This is a genomic window from Nonomuraea sp. NPDC049646 (assembly GCF_044465525.1).
Lineage (GTDB): Bacteria > Actinomycetota > Actinomycetes > Streptosporangiales > Streptosporangiaceae > Nonomuraea.
The window spans coordinates 69,523-89,811 of sequence record NZ_JBITLU010000022.1; the positions used below are offsets into that span (position 1 = coordinate 69,523).

Here is a 20,289-nt window from a genome sequence, read left to right on the forward strand (position 1 = left end):
CAGCCCCTCGGCCGCCGCCTTCTCCCGGTCCACCGCGACCTCGATGTGCGGCGCGCCGGCCTACGCACCTACCTCTGCCCTGTCCCAGCCCTGCCCTGCCCTGCCCTGCCCCTACCCTGGCCCTCTTTCCCCGGCCCGTGGCCCGGCCCTCTCCCCGCCCCTGACCAGGGACGCGTGAGCGGGGCCGGGTGCGCGGCGGCGGCCTTCCGGTTCGCCCTGGTCGTCACCACAACATCCAGGGGCTCTCCGCGCCGCCGCCGAACGCCGCCGTCCCCGTCCGCCGCCACCGTTGCCGCACGTCGTGCTTGGCCTGGATGGGCGGCGCGGTGGTGGTGAAGGGGCCGCAGGTGGCGACCTCGCCGTCGTTCCGCGGGGACACCCCCGAGCACGTGAAGGGCTGGGAGACGTTGCGGTCCGCGTCGGTGTTGTAGAGCTGGACGTGCACGTCCGAGCGGACCGAGCTCGCCCCCCGGACGCGTCCCATCAGGTAGAAGACGTCGCCCACCATGGCCATGCAGGGCGACATCTCCACGCCGCTACCGCCGCCCACGGTGATCCACGAACGGCATTTCCAGTCGGGCTGGGAGCTGCGCGGCGGGGCGCCGTCACCCTCTGTCCCGGGGTCCACGGTGTGCGGGGCCTCCGTCCTCCGGCCGGCCGACGTCCGGCGGGGGTCTGCGGTACGGGTCGCCGTAGGGTCCGTCGTCGTGCTCGGCGTCCGTTCCTGGACGGCCGTGCCCGGCGTGCGGACCGGCTCCTTCGGCGTCTTCTTCGCTGACGACTTGAGCGGTTCGTCCGCGGTGCCGGACGTCTCCTCGTCCGCCTCCAACGGGACGGGGCTCTCCTTCGCCGTCCCGGACCCGACGGGCGTCGGCGTGCCTACCGCCTCAGCCGACCTGGACACCGAGAGCCCGGACGCGTCGTTCACGGCCCCCGCCCCCGGCGTCCGCCATGGGGCCATGACGGCCACGGCCACCGCGGTCAACGCCACCGCCGTCGTGGTGCTCGCGATGACCACCAGCCGCCGACGGGATCGCTTAGGCGACCCCCCAGCCCCCGTACCCGCCTGCACGGCGCCGACCTGCCCTGCGGAAGGAACCACCCCGGACTGAGCGGCACCCAGCCCTGCGGGAGAATTCGCGCCGACCTGGGCGGAACCCTGCCCTGCAGAAGAAGCAGTGCCGACTTGGGGGGAACCCGGCCCTGCGGGAGGAACCGTGCCGAACTGAGCGGCACCCCGCCCTGCGGAGGGAACCGTGCCGTCCCCACCAGCGACGCCCGAGGCCGCCCCAGCCCCTGCGACATCCCCAGAGGCCGCGCGCGGATCAGGGGCCCGAACGGGCTCACCGGGCGCCCCAGCGACGGCGGCCGACGAGGAACCAGGCGGCGGTACCGCCCCTGGGAACGCCCCTGGCGGCGGCCCCGGCACCGCCCCCGGGAGCGACCCCAGCGGCGGACCTGACGGCAGGCCCGGCACCGACTCCGGCGGCCCCGGGAGCGGCTCTGACGTCGCAGACGGGGCGTCGGCCCTGCCGACCCGCGGCAAGGCGGCCAGCCCCGCCACCACCGGCGCCGCCTCCCGCAGCGCCACCGCCACCTGCCCTGCCGCCGGACGCGCCCCCGGATCCTTCGCCGTGCAGGCCGCGATCACCGACCACAGGGCGTCGGGCATCCCGGGCAACCGCCGCGGCATGGCCATCGCATGCTGCCGGAGCAGGGCCATCGGATGCTCGCCCACGAACGGCGGACGCCCGGCCAGCAGCTCGTAGAGGATCAACCCGGCCGCATAGACGTCCACCGCCGGCGTGGGAGCACCACCGTCGGCCACCTCGGGCGACAGGTACGTGGGCGTGCCGATGATCGAGGTGGTCTGCGTCAGCCCCGGCCCGAGAACGATCCTGGCGACCCCGAAGTCCGTCAGCCGCACCTGCCCCGAAGGCCCGTCGATCAGCACGTTCCCCGGCTTGACGTCCCGGTGGACGACGCCCGTCGCGTGCGCCGCCGCCAGCGCCTCGGCGACCTGGGCCATCAGCTCGGCGGCCATGGCCGGCGGCAGCGTGCCGTGCTGCTGGAGCAGGCCGCGCAGATCCCCGCCCTCGACGAGGTCCATCACCAGCGCGAGCCGCTCCCCCTCGATGACGAAATCGCGCATCGTGACGATGTGGGGATGGCGAAGGGTGCGCAGCACATTGCGTTCCTGCACGAACCGCAGCACCAGGTCCTGGTCGCCGGCGAGGTTGCTGCGCAACAGCTTGACCGCCACGATCTCGCCGGTCTCCCGGTGCCGCGCCCGCCAGACGGTCCCCATCGCCCCGGCGCCGATCTCGTCGAGCAGCACGTACCGGCTGCCCAGGAACGCCTCGGCCCGACCCTCGTCCATCGCCCGCCTTCCCCCCGAACAGTGGGGATCACAATAGTCAGGATGATCGAGACAAAAAAGATCACCGCCGCCGCACAGCCCACCTAAGGTGGACCAGACCCCACCTCGAGCTACCAGACCCAACCTCAGGCTGACCAGGCTCCGTTACCGGGGGGCGCGAAGCCACCCGACAGCCAGCTGCACGAACCCGCCCGACCAACCGACCGCGTGGACGCGCCCGACCAGCCCCAGCAGCACAGGACCAGAACCGCCCCCACAGCGCAGCAGCGAGCATACGGCCCGAACAGCCCCCCCGTCCGGCCTGTCACCCAAACCGCCCAATGATCACCCGCAACCCCGCCAATGCAACGGCCAGCAGCCCCAACCCCACGAAAACCCAGCGTGCCCCTGAGTCACACCTGAGCCGTGAGCAGGGCGTCCGCGAGCCCCGTACGGGCGTAGAACACCGTGCGCCCCGCCCGATGAGTGCTGGTCAACCCAGCAGCCCGCAGCGCGGTGAGATGCTGCGACACCCCCGCCGCGGACATCCCCGACCGCTCGGCGAGCTCCGTGGTAGAGGCCGGTGAGTCGAGTTCGGCCAGGATCAACGCCCGGGAACGCCCGATCACGGCGGCGAGCGCGTCCATGGGCGCATGCCTCCGCGACTCCCACAACGCGCCGATGCCACGCGCCGGGTAGGCGAGCTGAGGCGGCTCGGACGCGACGGACCGCGTCAGCACCCGCGGCCACGCGAAGACCGACGGCACGAGAAGCAGCCCCGCGCCGGTCTCGATCCTGGTGATCGCACAGTGCCGCTGCGCCAGTTGGAGGCCGCCACTCTCCCAGCGCACGGTGTGGTGGAGCTGGTCGAGCGTGCGCGCCGTGCCGTGCTCGGCCACCTGCCGCCCCCGGTGGAAGACGTCCGCGTCCAGCACCGACCGGATGCGCGCCCAGTAGGGCGCGATCGCGAGCTCCCAGTACGTCTCGATCTCCGCGACGACCTTGGGCAGGTACGCCCGGGGGTTGCGGTGCAGGTTCCGTAACCGGGGCGGCAGCCGGCCGTCCCGCTCAGCGGACAACAGGTCGAGGTCGCGCCGCACCTGCTCGGGGTCGGTGGCCTCGATGGCCGCCAGCTCGTCGGGCAGTTCATGGGACGCCGTCGTCGGATTGAGAAAGTCCGGGAAATGGCCGACGGGCGCCACCATGTCGGCCAGCCAGCCACGATCGAGCCCCGCCGCCGCGAGCCGGGGACGCACCTGCCCGGCCCACCCGCGATGCGGATCGGGCACCGTGGCCCCGGCCAGCGCCCGGCAACTCGTGACGACCTCCCACATGGCCGAGACGGCGAACCGGGTCTCGGCCAGATCGTTCACCGAAAAGGCCAGCCGCGCCTTCATGCCGCCTCCCGCGGGCCCACGATTCGGTCAGAGCTTAATCAATGGACGCCTACCTCACGGCCCGGCAACATCCCGGACCAGGCGCCCACCGAGCCATGGTGCCGGATTCCGAACACCCCGAAGGCGGTCACCCACATGTCTGTGGATAACTTCCCCTCCACCGATGCGACGACGACGAAAAAGGCTGATTCGTTCAGAAAGCTCAACGCCGACTCCGTACTGATCCTCCCCAACGCCTGGGACGCCGCCAGCGCCGCCGTGATCGCCGCAGCCGGCGCCACAGCCATCGCCACGACCAGCGGCGGCGTCTCCTGGTCCCTCGGCCACGGCGACGGCCAGCACCTCACCCGCGACGAGATGCTGCACGCCGCCCGGCGCATCGTGAACACCGTAGACCTCCCCGTGACGGTCGACATCGAAGGCGGCTACGGCCCCGCCCCCGAGGACGTCGCGCACACCATCCGAGCCGTGGCCGCAGTCGGCGCGGTGGGCGTCAACCTGGAGGACTCCCAGGCCGTCGGCGGCCCGCTGTTCGACCTCGCCGACCAGATCGCCAGGCTGCACGCCGCCCGGGAAGCGGCGTCCGCAGCGGGTCTCTCCGAACTCTTCGTCAACGCCCGCACCGACGTCTTCCTCTTCGCCATCGGCCCTTCCGCCGACCGCCTGGACGAAGTCCTCAAGCGCACGGCGGCGTACGCCGAGGCCGGCGCCGACGGCATCTTCGTCCCCGGCCTCCTCGACCTCGACGCGCTGGCCACCCTCTGCGCCGAGTCCCCGCTCCCGGTCAACGCGATGGCCGTCGCCGGCGGACCCACTCCCTGGACTTCACCGACCTCAACACCCTCTTCCACCCCTGACACACACACCGACGAAGCCCCTCTACGAACACGGCTCCGCATGGGTCACCGCTCCCCTCCCTCCCGCGCCGGGCTGCCCTCCTTCCCCACCTGCGGCCTCCACGGCATGGCGGCCCGCGCCCACGACGACATTTGGCTGATGACACAGGCCGCCTTCGAGCGGTCCAAGTCCTGCGAGCTGCCCAACCGCGGCATGATCGTGCGCTGGGACGGCACCGCGTGGAGGTGGCTGAACCTGCCGTTGTACAAGACCTGGCTGCCTGCCGTCGGCGCGGACGGGGCCGGCGGCGTGTGGATCGCCGCCCCCCTCCCACACGCAGTCGTACGTGCTCACTTTCCGCGGCGGCCGCCTGCCGAGATCGACCTTGCCCGCGGGGAGAGGTTGGGCGGGAAAGCCCGAGCAGTATTCGATCCCCCACAGGCAGCCCGTTGCCGTATTCGGCCAACCGCTACCTGGCCTTCCGTCCGAAACCGGGAGGCGACGTTGCTGTCAGCGGACATCAAAAAAGCCTCGAACGATAATCCGTTCGAGGCTTCCTTGCTATTCAAAGGCTGGTGGTCAGGGGCAGGGTCGAACTGCCGACCTTCCGCTTTTCAGGCGGACGCTCGTACCAACTGAGCTACCTGACCCAGAGCGGTCCTGACGGGACTTGAACCCGCGACCTCCACCTTGACAGGGTGGCGAGCACTCCAAACTGCTCTACAGGACCTTGCGTTTCTTGCGTTTCTTTCTGTTTGCGCTTGCTTAGCTTACCAGCTCTCCGGTGGCCTTTCGACCAGCCGGTTCGCGGTGCGCCAAACACTCGCAAGTGCCCCCAACGGGATTCGAACCCGTGCCGCCGCCTTGAAAGGGCGGTGTCCTAGGCCGCTAGACGATGGGGGCTCAGGATTCCCTGTCGCCTTCCGTCGGAGACCTCTGAAGCATAGGGGACGATTGCCCTTGATGCCAAAGTGGCTGACCGGCGGTCGGTGACGCGGTGCCAGTGATCGTTCCCGTTGGAGACGGGGCGTTCGTTGGCTCCGGAGAAATCATACGTTGTGGGTCGGCCTCCACGTGACGCTGGATGTACACCGACTGCTCCCCCAGGCCGCCCAGCGTGATGTCGTCCCAGGCACGCAGGCGGCGCGTCTCCCGGTCGAAGTACAGGACCGAGGCCTGTACGGGCGTGGGCTGGGCGTGTTCGAGCGCCCGCAGGCCGGCGCCGCCGGTCGAGCCCTGGACGAGCATGCGGGTGCCGGACGGCAGCATGGACGTCGACCGGTCATGCGTGTGACCGGCCAGGATCATGGGCGCGGCCCCGCTGAAGCCGCGGCCGACGACGGGGTCGTGGACGGCCACCAAGTCCGCCTTGTCCACCTTGGACAGGTGTGAGCGGGCGAACTGGTCGAGCGCGTCCGGGTCGGAGTCGACGGCCACCGACTTGTCGGGGGTGAACCGGGGGTCGCCCAGGCCGTAGATGCGCAGGCCGGCGACCTTCTCCACCCGGTCGTCCAGGACCACGGCGTTCTTCTGCCTCTCGACCGCCCTCTGGGTGATCATCGAGTCGTGGTTGCCCCGTACGTACACGTACGGCACGCCGAGGCGGCTGATCTCGTCGACGAACTTGTTCTCCGGTTTGGTCCCGTGGTCCGAGATGTCGCCGGTGTCGATGATCATGTCGACGGCGAACTGGTCCTTGAGCGAGCGGATGACGTTCCAGGCGATGGGGTTGATGTGGATGTCCGAGACGTGCAGGACCCGGATGGAATTGGGGTCGGCGTCGTACAGCGGCAGGGTCGAGACGGTGTCGTACAGCTTGGAGACGTTCGTGACGAGCTTGGTGAGCTGCGACCGGTACGACTCGAACTTCGTCACGATCGACTCCGCGCTGCCCACCAGCGACGGCGCCGCGGCGACCAGACCCGAGTAGCGCGGCTCCACGAGCGAGCTGGGACGGAACGTGAGGGCGGCCAGCGCCCCGGTGGCCGCCAGGCCCACAGAGGCCGCCAGAAGCCCCACCAGAGCCGTCCTGGGGCGCCTGTAGACCATCAGGACGGCGATCAGGGCCCCCGCCCCGGCACAGAGCATGCTGCGGATCGCCAGGGCGCGCACGCCGTCCAGGAGGTCGCTCTCGATGAGGCCCGGCAGGCGGTCGGCCAGCTTGGGGTCCTCGATGAGCGCCTTGGCGCGCTCCTGGTCGATGTTCTCCAGGGTGATGCGGAGCCTGAGCGGGGCGTCGTGGGTTCGGAAAGTCAGCGTGCCGAGAGGGCTGGCGTCGACGACGGTCTCGCCGTTCCAGGCGGGCCTGAGCGACATGCCCGTCTCGACCGGGCCGACCTGGGCGTGCACGGTGCCGCTCAGGAAGATGCCCAGCCAGGCGCCGGCGGCGGCCACCAGAAGCACCGCCACGGCCCTCGTTGCACGTGACCGAATGACTGCTTTCGACCTGTCAACGAACTTCATACAGTTTCTTGCATACCTGACTGACGGGGCAGAATGGCATGCGTGATCGAGGTTTCGCGGGAGAAGTTCGAGGAACTCGTGGCCGAGGCTTTGGACACGATCCCCGCCCAGCTCACCCGCGTCATGAGCAACGTCGTCGTCACGGTCGTCGATGATCCGCCAGAGCCCCACCTGCTCGGCCTGTACACCGGTGTCCCCCTCACGGAGCGCGGCGACTGGTACTCAGGTGTCCTGCCCGACCGGATCGAGATCTACCGCAATCCCATATGTCAGATATGCAAGACAGAAGATGAAGTCGTTAACGAGGTGCGCATCACCGTTGTCCATGAGGTGGGACACCATTTCGGGATCAGTGATGACAGACTTCACGAACTGGGCTGGTGACCCTTTGCAGCTCGTTGACTTCTTTGGGTTGCGCCTTGCCTCATGATCGGGCACCTTAGGTCACATAGCGAACACGGTGAGTCAGGCACAGCGGAGTCCAATGGGGGCCATGCAGTCAGGTAGGCCGCCGGGACGGCATCGCCGTGCCGAGACAGACCAGGCCACCTACGGCGAGGTCATCGCCATCCGGGAGTTCCGGGCACTCTGGTACGGCCAGGGCCTCTCCCTCCTCGGTGACCAGCTCGCCCAGGTGGCGCTCGCCGTCCTCGTCTACTCCCGCACCGGGTCGCCCCTGGCCACCGCGGCCGTCTACGCGCTGACGTACCTTCCGTCGATCGTCGGCGGGCCGCTGCTGGCGGGGCTGGCCGACCGGTTCGCGCGCCGGGGCGTCATGATGACGTGCGACGTCGTCCGGGCGGTGCTGGTCGGCGTGATGGCGCTGCCATTCATGCCGTTCTGGGCGTTGTGCGTGCTGGTGTTCTTCGTGGTGCTGCTCAGCGCCCCGTTCTCGGCGGCGCGCGCGGCGCTGCTGCCCGAGGTGCTCGAAGGCGACCGGTACGTCGTCGGCTCGGCGTTGCAGAACATGACGAACCAGGCCGTGCAGATGCTGGGTTTCGCCGCGGGCGGAGCGATGATCGCCACCCTGGGCCCCTACCGGGCGCTCGCGCTCGACGCGGCCACGTTCCTCGCCTCGGCCCTGATCCTGGTCTCCGGGGTGCGTCCGCGGCCGGCCGCCGGCCAGGACGGGGCGAAGCCGTCGATGTGGGCGATGACCAGGGCGGGTGCGCAGCTCGTCTTTGGCTCGCGCAGGTTGCGAACGCTTGTCCTGTTCGCGTGGTTGTGCGGCTTCTACATCCTTCCTGAGGGCATCGCCGTGCCCTATGCCGCCGAACTCGCCACGGGGTCGCTGCCGGTGCCCGTGATCACCGGTCTGCTGATGGCCGCGATGCCGACGGGCACGGTGGTGGGCGCGTTCCTGTTCAGCAGGTTCGTGACCCCGGCGCGGCGGCTGCGGCTGATGGGGTGGATGGCCATGCTGAGCTGCGCGCCCCTGGCCGTGACGGCGCTCCGGCCGCCGCTCGCGGTGGTGCTGGCCGCGTGGGTTCTGTCGGGGATCGGCGGGGCGTACCAGCTTGCGGCGAACGCGGCGTTCGTCCAGAACGTGCCGCCGGAGCGGCGCGGCCAGGCGTTCGGGCTGGTGCAGTCGGGGTTGATGGCCGTGCAGGGGATCGGGATCCTGGTCGGCGGGTTCGCGGCGGAGAGACTCGGTCCTGAGCTGGTGGTCGCGCTCTCCGGCATCACCGGAGTGATCGCGGCGGCCGTGCTCGCCCTGATGTGGACCGAGTCCCGGGACGACCGTGATGCCCAGGAGCTGCCCGCCCAGGCGCCGGCCTGATCACTGCTGCGGCTTGTGCTCGCCGGTCCAGTCGGTGGCGTTGCGCTGCTGCTGCTTGCTGATCAGGTCCTGGACGATCGAGGTGTCCCGCTCCTCGTCCGGCAGCAGGAGCCAGCCGATCGCGTACACGCCGACGCCGACCCCGCCGAACAGGGTGGCGATGGCGAGGGCGACCCTGATCAGGTTCGCGTCGATGCCGACGTACTCACCGATGCCCGAGCAGACACCCGCGACGACCCGGCCCTTGTTGGTGCGACGAAGCTTCTTGACGTTGTGCTCGCTGTATTCGTTCATGTCTCAAGACTGCCCCTGGGGCCGGTGTTAGCACATCAGGATTGTCCCTGGTAGAACCCTGGTAACCCCTTACGCGAGGAGAGGACCCGCCATGGACGATCTGCTGCGCCTCGACGACCGCCTCAACGGCGACCAGCGGCTGATCCGCGACACGGTCAGGTCCTTCGTCTCCGACCGCGTCCTTCCGCACGTCGGCGACTGGTTCGAGGAGGCCGTCTTCCCGGCGCGCGAGCTCGCGCCGGAGCTCGGCTCGCTCGGCCTGCTCGGGATGCACCTGGAGGGGTACGGGTGCGCCGGCACCGACGCCACCTCCTACGGCGTGGCCTGCCGCGAGCTGGAGGCGGGCGACTCGGGCCTGCGCTCGTTCGTGTCGGTGCAGGGCTCGCTGGCCATGTTCCCCATCTGGCGGTACGGCTCCGACGAGCAGAAGGAGGAATGGCTCCCGCGCATGGCGGCCGGCACGGCGATCGGCTGCTTCGGCCTGACCGAGCCGGACCACGGGTCCGACCCCGCCAACATGCGCACGTACGCCAAGCGGGACGGCTCCGACTGGGTGCTCAACGGCTCCAAGATGTGGATCACCAACGGCTCGATCGCCGACGTCGCCGTGGTGTGGGCGCAGACGGACGAGGGCGTCCGCGGCTTCGTCGTCCCCACCTCCACCCCCGGCTTCTCCGCCCCTGAGATCCACAAGAAGCTGTCCCTGAGGGCCTCGGTCACCTCGTCCCTGTACTTCGACGACGTCCGCCTGCCGGCCTCCGCCGTGCTTCCCGGCGTCACCGGCCTCAAGGGGCCGCTGTCGTGCCTGTCCGAGGCCCGCTTCGGCATCCTGTGGGGGGTCGTCGGGGCCGCCCGCGCCTGCCTGGAGTCGGCGGTCGACTACGCGAAGACCCGCGTCCAGTTCGACAAGCCGATCGGCGCGTTCCAGCTCACCCAGGAGAAACTGGCCTGGATGTACGTCGGCGCCGCCCAGGCCCAGCTCACGGCCCTGCACCTGGGCGCCCTGAAGGACGAGGGACGGCTGGAGCCCCGGCAGATCAGCTTCGGCAAGCTGGCCAACGTACGGGCCGCCCTGGACATCGCCCGGCAGGCCCGTTCCGTCCTGGGGGGAAACGGGATCACCCTGGAGTACCCTGTGATCAGGCACATGAACAATCTGGAGTCTGTGCTGACGTACGAGGGGACCCAGGAGATTCACACACTGGTGCTGGGGGAGGCCCTGACGGGGCTGCCCGCATATCGGTGATGGAGGCGTCGCGGGCGGGGCGGTAATCTCTGTACCCTTGCTCGTGCGAGGGGCGTTAGCTCAATTGGCAGAGCTGCGGACTTTTAATCCGTAGGTTCCGGGTTCGAGCCCCGGGCGCCCTACCACTCCACCCCCTGTCTGACCCGTACTTCTCGACGTTGTTCTGTGCGGCGCAGACACGCCGCTGGTTGCTCTTCGGCGTGCTGGTGCGCCATTTGACGCGGCGTCCGGTCGCCTTCGGCCGTGTGATCCAGTGCAACATGCCAGGCGTTGTCCGGCCGGCTCAGGCGCGGAGGAATTCCTCGATCGCGGATTGGAACTCGGCCGGGCGAGTGCTGTGGACGCGGTGGCCGGCCTCGGTGGTGACGAGGGTGCAGGTGTGTCACGTCCCTTTGAGGGAGAGGCGGCCGGGCACACAAGGACGTCGCTGCGGCGACGCCCGGCAGACTGTGGGCGCCCACCGGGGGGCGGTACTGCCCGCCTGTGCCGCCGGCCTGTCGTGGGTGTGCGCGGACGGGCTGGGCTTCCCCGCGATGCCCGCCTGCTGGCGGGGAGACATGGATGTCCCCTTGTTTGAGGTCCGCGTCTTCCAGCGCAGGCGATGGGCTTTCCATTGCCGAAGACCGAGAGTGAGCGCCACTCGAGCCGCGCATCATGCGAACGCCGCCAAGATATCCATGGAGCCGTCTTCCGAGTTGCTGATCTTCAGATAGACGTCGTCGCCATCCCACTCGGCGCTTACGCCGTCGAGCCCGTCGACGCAACGGAAGCACCCATCCTGTGGATCATCGATTCGGCTCCACCCTTTGGCGAGAAACTTCTCGAATATCTGCTCGCTAGTCATCGTGCGATCCGCTCTGAAGGTAAGGAAACCGCCACTTGCGGAATCGCAGTCATCGTCTTCCATGACAGTTTCTGCGACAGTCGGCGGGAGAAGCTCCAGTACGATCTGCTTGAGTTCGTCGATGTCCTGCTTTGCTTGCGCCTCGCACATTGCTCCACAGCCGGCCAACGAGGAGGCCAGGACAACGCCTGCCGTGAAGACTGCACAAGCTCTCGCGAGACCGTTCATACGTCTTTGACTCCATGGTTTCGTGGTGAATATTGAAAATATCGGAAAGGTAAGCACGGCAACAGTGGGACTTTCCTGCCGCATGAAGCGGGCCACACGGTGTCGCCCACATGCCGCCCTCACAACCGCCTGCCGTTGACCGGCCGGACGAAGGCGGCTGGGGCGATCGACCACCCAGATGCAGTCCTACGATCCGCCATGCGTGGTGGGGTCACGGATGATTAACTAGGGTGCGCCCATGCATCTTGGCAAGGCTTTCCTCATTCTGGTGTGCGCGGCGTTAACCCTGTCCGGCTGCGCGACCTCCTCCTGGCATGAGATCGGCATCGCGTACCTGTCGGCGGACGAGCGTACTTTGACGGTCGATTTGATGTTCGGGGCCCCCGAAGGATCCCCTCAACTCTGTGAGAGAGTGACGGACACCGAGCTGGACGAATCCTCCGCACAAGTGGTGATCGGAATCCTGGTGGAGAAGGACTGCCCCCGGCCATGGCCCTGGGAGGAGCCCGTGTACTCCAACCTGATCGGCTACTCGCATCCCGTGACGTTCAGACTGAAGCGATCTCTCGCCGGAAGAATTGTCATCGACAACACCGATGGCCGCCGTGTGCGGATCTATCCAAGGCGCGACGACGAGACGCCTTGAGGTTGACGCCATAGGCATTGGGTGCACTCGCCGGAGACCCATATTCGCAGCACTGGCTCTTGTGGGTCGGGCCGCCGGCGTCCTATTTCTCGGCTGCTGCATTTATGCGTATGTCGCTGTCTCGAAATGGCTCGGTCGTGGGAGCAGCCGGGGTGGTGGGTGGCGGGGAGGGGCGCTGGCGGATGGGATGGTGGCACGTCGGCGCGGGTGGGGTGTGGGGCATGGGGCTGGGGCGGGGGCCGGTTGCGTCGGGCTCCTGGGGGATTGGCTGGTCTTTGTGCGCTACGGCGGACGTTACTCAGACACCTCGTGACACTTTTGTTAACGGAAGGTAAACGATGCGGACACCCCCAATCCTGTAAAAAAGGGTGTCGTATGATGCGTTGCGGTAATAGGCGGGTGAAAGGTGCTTCTGTGGCGGACGCGTTCGAGGCGGAGGTCAGTGCGCTCGCGGGCGAGATCAACCAGCAGGTGGCCCGCGTACGCGAAGCGTTCGGAGAGCTCTCCGCCCTGGAGCACACGGCACGGTCGGCGGACGGGATGGTGACCGTGACCGTCGGCCGCCACGGCCAGTTGCGCGGCATCGAGCTGAACCCCCGGGCCTATCGCAACCTGTCCCCCACCCAACTGGCCGACGCCATCATGCAGCAGGCCAACGCGGCCACCGCCGCGGTCTCCGAGCAGAGCAGGCAGCTGCTCGACCCCCTCATGCCGGACAACCTGCCCTACGAGGACGTCTTCGGGGAGCGGGCCACGCTCGACGCGTTCTTCCCCGGCCCCGTGGAACCGGCCCCGTGAGCGACCACAGCGACCACAGCGACCACAGCCGCTACAGCGGCTACAGCGGCTATTACGTGCAGCGGGAGGCGCTGTACCGGGAGGCCAGGACGTACGAGCTGATCGCGGGGAACGTGGAGCAGGTGCGCGCCGACCTCCGCGCGGCCTTCAACCGGGACCGGAACACCCTCGGCGACGACGAGTACGGCGCGGAGCTGGCCAAGAAGCTGCCCGAGATGGAACGCGGCATCTTCGACGCCCTGACGGCGTTCATCGACGAGCTGGAGAACGTCGCCTCGGGGCTGAACGCGAGCGCCCGTAACTACAAGGCGGCCGAGCCCACTCCCGCCGTCACGCGGAACTGATCGTCCATGGGGTTCGACGGGTTCCTGGTGCCCGACTTCGCCAAGCCGTACGTCGGCTGGGTGGTCGGCATGGACTGGCCGGAAGGTGACGAGACCGGCTGCTTCCGGCTGGCCGACGCGTGCGTGATCGCCGCGCACCGGATCGTCGAGGGCACGCGCGCCGACCTGCCGGGCAGCGCCCGCAGGATCGGCAAGGACTGGGACGGGGAGGCTCATCTCGCCTTCGCCGCCCACGTCGACAAGGTGGCGGGCGGTCAGGTCGCCCTCGCGGTCAAGCGGCTCGTGGACGCCGCGGTGGCGCTCAACGGCGTGGGCGTGCAGATCCAGTACGCCAAGTACATGATCGAGGTCACCGTCTGGCTGCTGATCGTGCAACTGGGGTATCTGCTGGCCGCGGCCCTGGCCACCGGCGGGGCGAGTCTGGCGCTCGTTCCACCGCGGCTGCAGCTCGCCCGGCTGACGGTCGGGCAGATCGCCCGGCAGTGCCGGCGCAACATCCTGCTGTTCGCCGGGATCGTGGCCGGCATGGACCTGGGCATCCAGGGCACCCAGATGCTGCAGGGCCGCAGGGACGACATCGATGTCCGGCAGCTCGTGATCTCGGCGGTGAGCGGCGGCGCCATGGGCGGGCTCATGGGGCTGGCCTCGGGCGGGCTGAGTCGCCTGGCCACGCCCACGCTGCGGGCCGGTCTGACCAGGGCCGAGATGTCCACGGCCGAGAAGCTGCTGGCGGCGGCGCACTCGTCGCTGTACGGCCAGGCCGCGCAGTTCGCCGTGACCGGCGGGATCACGACGGCCGGCTCCATGCTGGCCCAGGGCAACTTCAGCTGGGACCTGCTGGCCAAGGGCATCACGTCCAGCGCGCTCGGCGCGGACGGGCAGCACCTGGCCTCGCCCCTGCCGCACGGCGCCGACGGCCCGTCCGCGCCTCACTCGTCCTCTTCGTCCGGGCATCCGCTTTCCGGGCCGGACGGAGGTGCGCCGTCCGGACCGGACGGTGGGGCCGGGCACGGGCCCAAGAGCGGCGCCGACACGCTTCTGGCGGCGGTGAACCACAACCAGCGGACCATCGAGTCGCCCGCCTGGCACAGCCCCGACATGCCGGCCGAGGCGCTTCAAGGGCTGACGTCCCAGCTCGCGTCCGCCGACGCGGGGCTGCCGAAGCCGGAGATCCATCCGCCGCGCGTCGTCGAGATGGGGGCCCTGGGCGAGACGGCCGTGCACGACGTCAGGGTGCCGGTGGACCCGAGGGCGGCGGCGCACGCCATGGCCGCCGGGATCACGGGGATCGTCCCGCGGGAACGAGCCGTGATCCGCCTCTGGCTGACCGAGGCGCTGGCCAGCAGCGACCGCGAGGTCTGGACCAACCACCTCCAGAGGGGCGTGACGCTCGGCGTCGGCGACAAGGTGATCTACCTCAAGCTCCGGCCGAGCGAGTTCACGCACGTGGAGCAGCCGGCTCTGGCCCCGGAGAAGCCGGTCGCCTTCGGCGGGGACGGTGTGGAGGGCAAGTCCTCGCGGGGCTCCTCGCTGGATCGGACCGTGGGGCTGATGAAGGGGCTCTACCACTCGCCGGACGAGGCCGAGGCGAACGCCCTGCCCCGTTCGGGCGTCACCAGCACGGCCCGGACGACCCACACGAACGGCGTGGAGGTCATCAGCGGGCACAAGGCCATCTCCCCCGCCCATGACTACTTCGCCACGGACATCGCCCTCGACGTCTACCGCAACGGCGAGAGGGTCACGCAGACCGCGGCGGTGCCCGACCTCTCGTTGACCATCCCGTTCCCGAAGCAGTTCACCCGGGAAGGGCCGCTGCTGAGCACCGACCACCCCTCGCCGCTCCCCCGCCACGAGGTGCCGGACGGAGCGGGGCACAAGTTCCGTGACCACGGGATCGCGATCACCGGGCTGGACGTCACGCCTCTCGTGCTGGAGGTGCAGCGCCGGGGGCTGGCGGCGGGGCTGCCCGCGGGCGAGGTGGTCAAGATCACCGACCATCTCACCTCCAGCCTGCTCAGTGAGCAGGGGATGAAGAACCGCAGCCAGTCGATGCTGTCGAGCGGGGTCTCCTCCGAGGCGATCCGGTACAAGACCTCGCTGCTGCGGTCGGAGGAGGACTCCGTCCGGATCAGCGGCGAGATCACGCGGGTCGAGCCCATCGACGGAAGCGGGCGCGCGCCGGTCGAGACGATGTTCCGGGACGACATGGGCCGGCGCGAGAGCGAGGGCACGTCGCACCGGCAGGGCGCGAGCGTCGGCGTCCACGCGGGCGGCAAGATCGGGCTGCCGCTGGGCGACCGCGCTGAGGTCGTCGCGCGGGCCGTCGGCGGGGTCGGCTACGGGACGGACCACGTCACCTCCACCAACCGGGCGCACGGCAACCACACCGTCCTGACCCGGCTCGGTGACGTCACCATGTACGACGCCCGGATGCGGCTGCAGGTCGAGACCGAGAGGCTCGGCGCCTTCGAGGTGGAGGTGAACGCCGAGCTGATCGTCCCGACCCGCGACGCGTCCCGGATGGAGCAGGACGTCTTCGGGCACGATCTGCGCCCGCTGGGCGAGTTCAACGACATCCAGCGCAAACTCGCCGATCTCCACCGGGAGATCGACGACGTGCGGACGGAGTTCGCGCTGACCGAACCGGTCGGCGAGTACCCGGCCAGGGGCGAGCATCCGAACCGCGGCTACGACCCGCACGTCCTGGAGCCGGAGACGCTGGCGGCCGGCCGGGGCACGGGGCTCGGCAGCGGCGTCCGGGTCCATGACGAGACGCTGCTCAGCGCGCAGATCCGCCAGGCGGTCGACCAGGCGCTGCCCGACCTCCCGCCGGAGATCCGGCGGCAGGTCATGCGGGACGTCGAGAGCCGCTTCGGCGGCGTGGCGCTGGAGGCCGACCTGACGCACGCCCTGCACGGCATCAGGTACGACAAGACGATCGGCGGCTACACCTTCGAGATCCTGGCCGAGGGCACGCTGGGCCGGCGGCACGAGGTCGGCGCGTCCGACCTGACGGTCAACGAACGCCGGATCACCTCGCGCACCGACACCAGCCAGCGGGAGAGCTCCCGCACGGGCCGTGCGGAGGTGCGTGGTGTCGCGCGCCTCGACGTGACGGAACGGCTGAAGATCGACCCCGTGAACCTGTCACTGAGCGGGAGCGGCACGAAGTCGGAGAGCACCGGCTTCTCCTCGGGTCACACGAGGTACGACCGCACGGAGACCAGCGGCGGCTTCACGATCACGCGGGATCTGTCCTTCGACGTCAGGATGAGGATCTCGCGGGACGGCACGGAGACGATGAACAGCTCGTGGGAGGTGCACGGCAGCAGGGCGGAGGTCCTGGTGCCGGACGTCCACCTGCCGCAGCGGCCGGTGCTCGCGCAGGACGTCGCCCATCTGGGACGGGTCGAGTCGTCGGCCGAGCGGCCCGCCGACCTGTGGCGGCCCGGCGCGGACGAGTTGTCGGCCATCGTCCGGATGGGGGCCATGCCCGACCTTCCCGCGACGCTGGCCGGGGCCTACAACCGGTGGGCGGGACTGCCGGCGGCCGCGGAGCGGCTGGACGTGCCGCCGGTGTTCGAGACCGCCACGGACGTGATCAACCTGGAGACCATGATCACGTCTCATCCCGACGGCCTGCACTACACCGTGTCGGACCGTGCGGGCTCGCGGCACGACGTGCACGTCAAGGCCCATGTGGCCGGGGTGCGGCACGTCAAGTCGGAGACCGGCGTGGAGCACGAGAGCTACACCAGCAGCAACTCCAGGGCGCTGGACGGCGAACGCGGCAGGCGTTCGGTCGGCGGCCACGCCAGGACCGGCCTGCGCGTCACCCTGAGCGACGGCGAGGCCGCGGGGACCGCGCACGGAGCCGGGGAAGCCGGCGGCACCGAGCGCAAGGTCGTGGCGCGAGCCGGGGTGCACGGCGCCGCCAAGCGCAGTGCCGTGGAGAGCTCCTACCTGGGCAGCAGCGACGTGGCCCGGGTCACCTACTCCGACGGCAGCACCTCCCACTGGTACCGCGCGGACCTGGTCCTGGAGGTCACCCCCAGCCGGACCAGCGGAGGAACGGTCGAGCAGGGCCCGACCACGTACGTCCGGGTGGAGGACATCATGGACCTCGTGCTGCCCGACGAGGTGGCCCGCCGGCACGGGCTCGACGGCCCGGAGACCGTGGAGCCCAGGCCGGCCGGGGACACGACGCGGGCCTACGCGGCGCCCGAGGCGGCGTTGAACACCGCCTACGTCCAGCACCTCGACGCGGACGGCGTGCTGCCGCAGATCGTGGAGCTGCTGCGCCGCGACGGCCTCCTCCCGCCCGGCCAGGAGCTCACGAACCACCCGGTGGCCGAGCACCTGCGCGGCAACTACGGCCAGGGCGCGCTCGGCACCAAACTGGGCGAGCTTCGCGGGAACGGCGTGTCCTCCTGGTTGTTCGTCACGGACGAGAACGGCCGGGTCACCGAACGCGTGGGCATCCGGGTCACGGCCGAGGTCGGCGAGGGCGTGCACGTCGGCGAGCGTCCGGACGCCGGCCTCATGCTGCGCAACGAGCGCCTGAGCGGCGACCTGAGCGTGCGCGAGTCGGGGACGGACCGTGGCGCGGAGGCGATAGGACGTTACATGGAGTCCTCGGACGGCGAGCTCCGGGGAGGCGAGGTGGGGTTCGCCAACTCCCGCGACTCCCACACCGTGGACGGGCAGGGGACGATCGCGAAGGAGATCAACCGCTACCAGACGCGCGAGGCCCCGCAGGAGTTCAGGCATCCGGTCCGGTACGAGATCACGATCGAACACGTCCCGGTCCGCCCGCTCCTGGAGCCCGTGCAGAACGTGGCCCGCAACGTGCTGCTCAAGGTGGGCGAGGTGACCGGGCACGACGGCGCCGGGAGGCTGTTCGACCGGCACGCCGGGGTCACCTCGACGTCCCGGGCGGTCGTGGACGGCGAGGTCGGCGTCCTGGTGCCGGGCCACCTCACCACGGAGGTGCCGCAGGGCACGCCGGTCGCGGGGCGTACGCCGGTCGTCGCGGCGGATCCGCGCTGGACGGACGCGGCGGGGCCCAACCGGATGTCCGCCACCCTGGGCGACGGCGTGCCCAGGGGGGACGTCAGCCAGGTCGCGTTCCCGGCCGCCTCGCTGGTCGAGGAATGGGCGCCGGTGAGCGCGGTGCCGCCGAGGCTGCGGGAGGAGGTCCCGTCCCTGGCCGACCGGCCCGACGGGTTCGAGCTCTCCCGTCCGGCCGGCATGTCACTCGCCGAGGCCGCCAAGGAACGGACCATGCGCGCCCACCTGGAGCAGTTGCTGGCGCACGAGTACGAGATCCCGGGGATCGGCAGGGTGGGCATCGACGTCACCGGAGCCCGCGAGATCACCACCGCGCTGGTCAAGCAGCGTGTCTACGCCCAGACCATGAGCACGGTCGGGCACGGCCAGGAGCAGGGCCGGGGCGTGGCGGCGCGGGCAGGCGGGTCCGCCGGGGCGCAGGACGGTGGTCTCGGCTTCGGCGGCGTCGGCGGCAGCGTGAAGACGGCGGACGAGGCCGCGTCGCGGAACGCCAACATCGTCGAGCGCAACTTCATGGAGGAGACGCACGACAACACCTACCTGGAGCTGGATGTCTCGCTGGTGTTCTACGGCAAGGACAAGCCCCTGACGGTGGACGTCGCCGGCGGCCTGCACCTCCGGCTCACCGCCGACGGCCTCGCCGCCTTCGAGGCCGCACATCCCGGCGTGATCGTACGCTGACCCTTTTCGCGGAATCGACGGGTTGATGGCCGGCGAGTACCGCAGTCTCGTGGGCCGGCTGAACGCCTTCGGGACCGTGCACCTCCGCCGGGCCGACGTGAAGACAAAGGAGCCCATCGCACGGGTCTATTACGACCTCGAATTCGGCCGCTTCATGGACGAGTTCACGCCCGCCGAACGTCCCTGACGAGTTCGTCGGAGGGTTGGGCCACGGATTCCAGGGTTTGGATGATTTCCTCGGCGAACAGGAGGGCGGCGGGGCCGGGGCCGTGTTTCTCGCGGCGGACGAGCGACAGGATGTTGTTGCTGAAGGCGCGGTCGCGGACCGGCCGGAAGGCGAGGGTTCCGTTGTGGTGGTCCTCGGCCATGTCGAACCGGCTGAGGAAGGCGATGGCCTCGCCCGCGGCGGCCAGGCGTTTCATCGTCTCGATCGAATTGGTGTGGAAGGCGGGCTCGACCTTCAGGCCGGCCTCGGCGAAGGTGTCGGCGATGATGCCGTGGATCACCATCGAGCGGTCGGCGAAGATGAGCGGGTAGGCCGCGCACTGGGCCAGGGGGATGGACTCCAGGCGGGCCAGCGGGTGGGCGGGGGCGATGACCGCGCCGAGCCGGGTGTCCATCTGCCAGCACAGTTCGAGCTGCGGCGAAGACGGGACGTTGAATCCGAGGCCCAGGTCGGCCTCGCTGTCGGCCACCGCGCGGAGGATCTCGTGGGTGGACAGGGCGCGGATGGAGATGCGCACCTCGGGGTGGCGGGCGTGGAAGTTCACGGTGGCGGTGGAGACGATGCTGCTGGCCAGGCCGGTCATCGTGGCGATCACCACCTCGCCGCTCGGCAGTGACTGCAGGTCGCGGATCTCCGTCACGGCCTCGCGGTACTCCTGGAGGGTCCTGCGCACGTGGGCGAGGAGGACCTCGCCCGCCGGGGTGGGCCGCATGCCGCGCGGCAGGCGTTCGAACAGGGGCTCGCCGAGCTCCTCCTCAAGCATCAGGATCTGCCGGTTGATGGCCGACGGGGCGACGTGGAGCCGCGCCCCGGCGGCCCGGATGGAGCCGTACCGCGCGACCTCGTCGATGTAGTGCAGCACGCGTGAGTGGAGCATGGGGCCTCCCTGGGCTGGACCGTGCGCGAAAAGAGTACAGTCCGTGCGAAAACGGCTGCTTGTCAGCAACGGTGCTGTGCCATTTCATAGCCACAGCGCGTACGAGCGACACGGCCACGGCGGCCCTCTGATGAAACTCCGCGACCGGCCGCCGGCATCCCGGAGCCGCGTCCTCGGGTCTCGTTCCGCGAGCGGA

General features: G+C 69.9%; 14 protein-coding genes, 4 tRNA genes and 1 pseudogene. 10 read left to right on the top strand and 9 right to left on the bottom strand.

What is annotated here, in order from left to right; translation table 11 throughout:
- Window positions 1-223 precede the first annotated feature (223 nt).
- Together ACIBQ8_RS44125 and ACIBQ8_RS44130 are read right to left on the bottom strand one after the other, a co-directional pair.
- Window positions 224-2,380, bottom strand: coding sequence for a protein kinase (locus ACIBQ8_RS44125; protein WP_397195121.1), 2,157 nt, complete (start codon window positions 2,378-2,380; stop codon window positions 224-226).
- A gap of 392 nt (window positions 2,381-2,772) precedes the next feature.
- Window positions 2,773-3,756, bottom strand: a complete 984-nt coding sequence (locus ACIBQ8_RS44130; protein ID WP_397195122.1) for a DUF5937 family protein — start codon at window positions 3,754-3,756, stop codon at window positions 2,773-2,775.
- 135 nt (window positions 3,757-3,891) lie between these two features.
- Between ACIBQ8_RS44130 and ACIBQ8_RS44135 the strand changes: the two are divergent.
- A pseudogene (locus ACIBQ8_RS44135) lies at window positions 3,892-4,500 on the top strand (isocitrate lyase/phosphoenolpyruvate mutase family protein); the annotation flags it as partial.
- Window positions 4,501-5,166: 666 nt separating this feature from the next.
- Here ACIBQ8_RS44135 and ACIBQ8_RS44140 read toward each other — a convergent pair.
- The 4 genes from ACIBQ8_RS44140 to ACIBQ8_RS44155 form a co-directional block, all read right to left on the bottom strand.
- Window positions 5,167-5,243, bottom strand: a tRNA-Phe gene (locus ACIBQ8_RS44140).
- A gap of 5 nt (window positions 5,244-5,248) precedes the next feature.
- Window positions 5,249-5,323: transfer RNA gene (locus ACIBQ8_RS44145), tRNA-Asp, on the bottom strand.
- A gap of 100 nt (window positions 5,324-5,423) precedes the next feature.
- A tRNA-Glu gene (locus ACIBQ8_RS44150) sits at window positions 5,424-5,496 on the bottom strand.
- Window positions 5,497-7,002: a metallophosphoesterase gene (locus ACIBQ8_RS44155; protein WP_397179217.1), complete on the bottom strand. Its 1,506-nt coding sequence runs from the start codon at window positions 7,000-7,002 to the stop codon at window positions 5,497-5,499.
- Window positions 7,003-7,089: 87 nt separating this feature from the next.
- Between ACIBQ8_RS44155 and ACIBQ8_RS44160 the strand changes: the two genes are divergently transcribed.
- Window positions 7,090-7,440, top strand: a complete 351-nt coding sequence (locus ACIBQ8_RS44160) for a metallopeptidase family protein (protein ID WP_397179216.1) — start codon at window positions 7,090-7,092, stop codon at window positions 7,438-7,440.
- A 109-nt stretch (window positions 7,441-7,549) separates the two neighbouring features.
- Window positions 7,550-8,836 (top strand): MFS transporter, encoded by a 1,287-nt coding sequence (locus tag ACIBQ8_RS44165; RefSeq protein ID WP_397179215.1) that lies wholly within the window; start codon window positions 7,550-7,552, stop codon window positions 8,834-8,836.
- On the opposite strand, the gene ACIBQ8_RS44170 is transcribed toward ACIBQ8_RS44165, so the two are convergent.
- Window positions 8,837-9,130: a PspC domain-containing protein gene (locus tag ACIBQ8_RS44170; RefSeq protein ID WP_397179214.1), complete on the bottom strand. Its 294-nt coding sequence runs from the start codon at window positions 9,128-9,130 to the stop codon at window positions 8,837-8,839.
- A gap of 91 nt (window positions 9,131-9,221) precedes the next feature.
- On the opposite strand from ACIBQ8_RS44170, the gene ACIBQ8_RS44175 reads away from it, so the two are divergent.
- Complete coding sequence (locus tag ACIBQ8_RS44175; protein ID WP_352360961.1) at window positions 9,222-10,376, top strand: acyl-CoA dehydrogenase family protein; 1,155 nt, start codon at window positions 9,222-9,224, stop codon at window positions 10,374-10,376.
- A gap of 49 nt (window positions 10,377-10,425) precedes the next feature.
- Window positions 10,426-10,501, top strand: a tRNA-Lys gene (locus ACIBQ8_RS44180).
- A 527-nt stretch (window positions 10,502-11,028) separates the two neighbouring features.
- Here ACIBQ8_RS44180 and ACIBQ8_RS44185 read toward each other — a convergent pair.
- Window positions 11,029-11,448 carry a hypothetical protein gene (locus ACIBQ8_RS44185; protein ID WP_397195123.1) on the bottom strand — a complete coding sequence of 140 codons (420 nt, stop codon included), beginning with the start codon at window positions 11,446-11,448 and terminating at the stop codon, window positions 11,029-11,031.
- Between the two features lie 238 nt (window positions 11,449-11,686).
- Between ACIBQ8_RS44185 and ACIBQ8_RS44190 the strand changes: the two genes are divergently transcribed.
- The 5 genes from ACIBQ8_RS44190 (at window position 11,687) to ACIBQ8_RS44210 (ending at window position 19,177) form a co-directional block, all read left to right on the top strand.
- Window positions 11,687-12,094 carry a hypothetical protein gene (locus ACIBQ8_RS44190; RefSeq protein ID WP_397195124.1) on the top strand — a complete coding sequence of 136 codons (408 nt, stop codon included), beginning with the start codon at window positions 11,687-11,689 and terminating at the stop codon, window positions 12,092-12,094.
- Window positions 12,095-12,508: 414 nt separating this feature from the next.
- Window positions 12,509-12,892 (top strand): YbaB/EbfC family nucleoid-associated protein, encoded by a 384-nt coding sequence (locus ACIBQ8_RS44195; protein ID WP_397179211.1) that lies wholly within the window; start codon window positions 12,509-12,511, stop codon window positions 12,890-12,892.
- Window positions 12,889-13,236, top strand: coding sequence for a hypothetical protein (locus ACIBQ8_RS44200; protein WP_397195125.1), 348 nt, complete (start codon window positions 12,889-12,891; stop codon window positions 13,234-13,236). Before ACIBQ8_RS44195 ends, ACIBQ8_RS44200 begins: the two co-directional genes overlap by 4 nt.
- Before the next feature lie 6 nt (window positions 13,237-13,242).
- Window positions 13,243-18,990 carry a hypothetical protein gene (locus tag ACIBQ8_RS44205; RefSeq protein WP_397195126.1) on the top strand — a complete coding sequence of 1,916 codons (5,748 nt, stop codon included), beginning with the start codon at window positions 13,243-13,245 and terminating at the stop codon, window positions 18,988-18,990.
- Window positions 18,991-19,015: 25 nt separating this feature from the next.
- The gene (locus ACIBQ8_RS44210; protein ID WP_397195127.1) at window positions 19,016-19,177 is read left to right on the top strand and encodes a hypothetical protein; all 162 of its coding nucleotides are present in this window, start codon (window positions 19,016-19,018) and stop codon (window positions 19,175-19,177) included.
- Here the strand turns inward: ACIBQ8_RS44210 and ACIBQ8_RS44215 are convergent.
- The gene (locus ACIBQ8_RS44215) at window positions 19,155-20,093 is read right to left on the bottom strand and encodes a LysR family transcriptional regulator (protein WP_397179207.1); all 939 of its coding nucleotides are present in this window, start codon (window positions 20,091-20,093) and stop codon (window positions 19,155-19,157) included. The genes ACIBQ8_RS44210 and ACIBQ8_RS44215 overlap by 23 nt on opposite strands.
- Window positions 20,094-20,289 lie beyond the last annotated feature (196 nt).

Excerpts from the sequence above, each read along its gene's own strand:
- ACIBQ8_RS44175 (WP_352360961.1), top strand. The coding sequence starts at position 9,222 with ATGGACGATCTGCTGCGCCTCGACGACCGCCTCAACGGCGACCAGCGG.
- ACIBQ8_RS44215 (WP_397179207.1), bottom strand. The coding sequence starts at position 20,093 with ATGCTCCACTCACGCGTGCTGCACTACATCGACGAGGTCGCGCGGTAC.
- ACIBQ8_RS44190 (WP_397195124.1), top strand. The coding sequence starts at position 11,687 with ATGCATCTTGGCAAGGCTTTCCTCATTCTGGTGTGCGCGGCGTTAACC.
- ACIBQ8_RS44185 (WP_397195123.1), bottom strand. The coding sequence starts at position 11,448 with ATGAACGGTCTCGCGAGAGCTTGTGCAGTCTTCACGGCAGGCGTTGTC.
- ACIBQ8_RS44160 (WP_397179216.1), top strand. The coding sequence starts at position 7,090 with ATGGCATGCGTGATCGAGGTTTCGCGGGAGAAGTTCGAGGAACTCGTG.
- ACIBQ8_RS44125 (WP_397195121.1), bottom strand. The coding sequence starts at position 2,380 with ATGGACGAGGGTCGGGCCGAGGCGTTCCTGGGCAGCCGGTACGTGCTG.
- ACIBQ8_RS44165 (WP_397179215.1), top strand. The coding sequence starts at position 7,550 with ATGCAGTCAGGTAGGCCGCCGGGACGGCATCGCCGTGCCGAGACAGAC.
- ACIBQ8_RS44205 (WP_397195126.1), top strand. The coding sequence starts at position 13,243 with ATGGGGTTCGACGGGTTCCTGGTGCCCGACTTCGCCAAGCCGTACGTC.
- ACIBQ8_RS44130 (WP_397195122.1), bottom strand. The coding sequence starts at position 3,756 with ATGAAGGCGCGGCTGGCCTTTTCGGTGAACGATCTGGCCGAGACCCGG.
- ACIBQ8_RS44210 (WP_397195127.1), top strand. The coding sequence starts at position 19,016 with ATGGCCGGCGAGTACCGCAGTCTCGTGGGCCGGCTGAACGCCTTCGGG.
- ACIBQ8_RS44170 (WP_397179214.1), bottom strand. The coding sequence starts at position 9,130 with ATGAACGAATACAGCGAGCACAACGTCAAGAAGCTTCGTCGCACCAAC.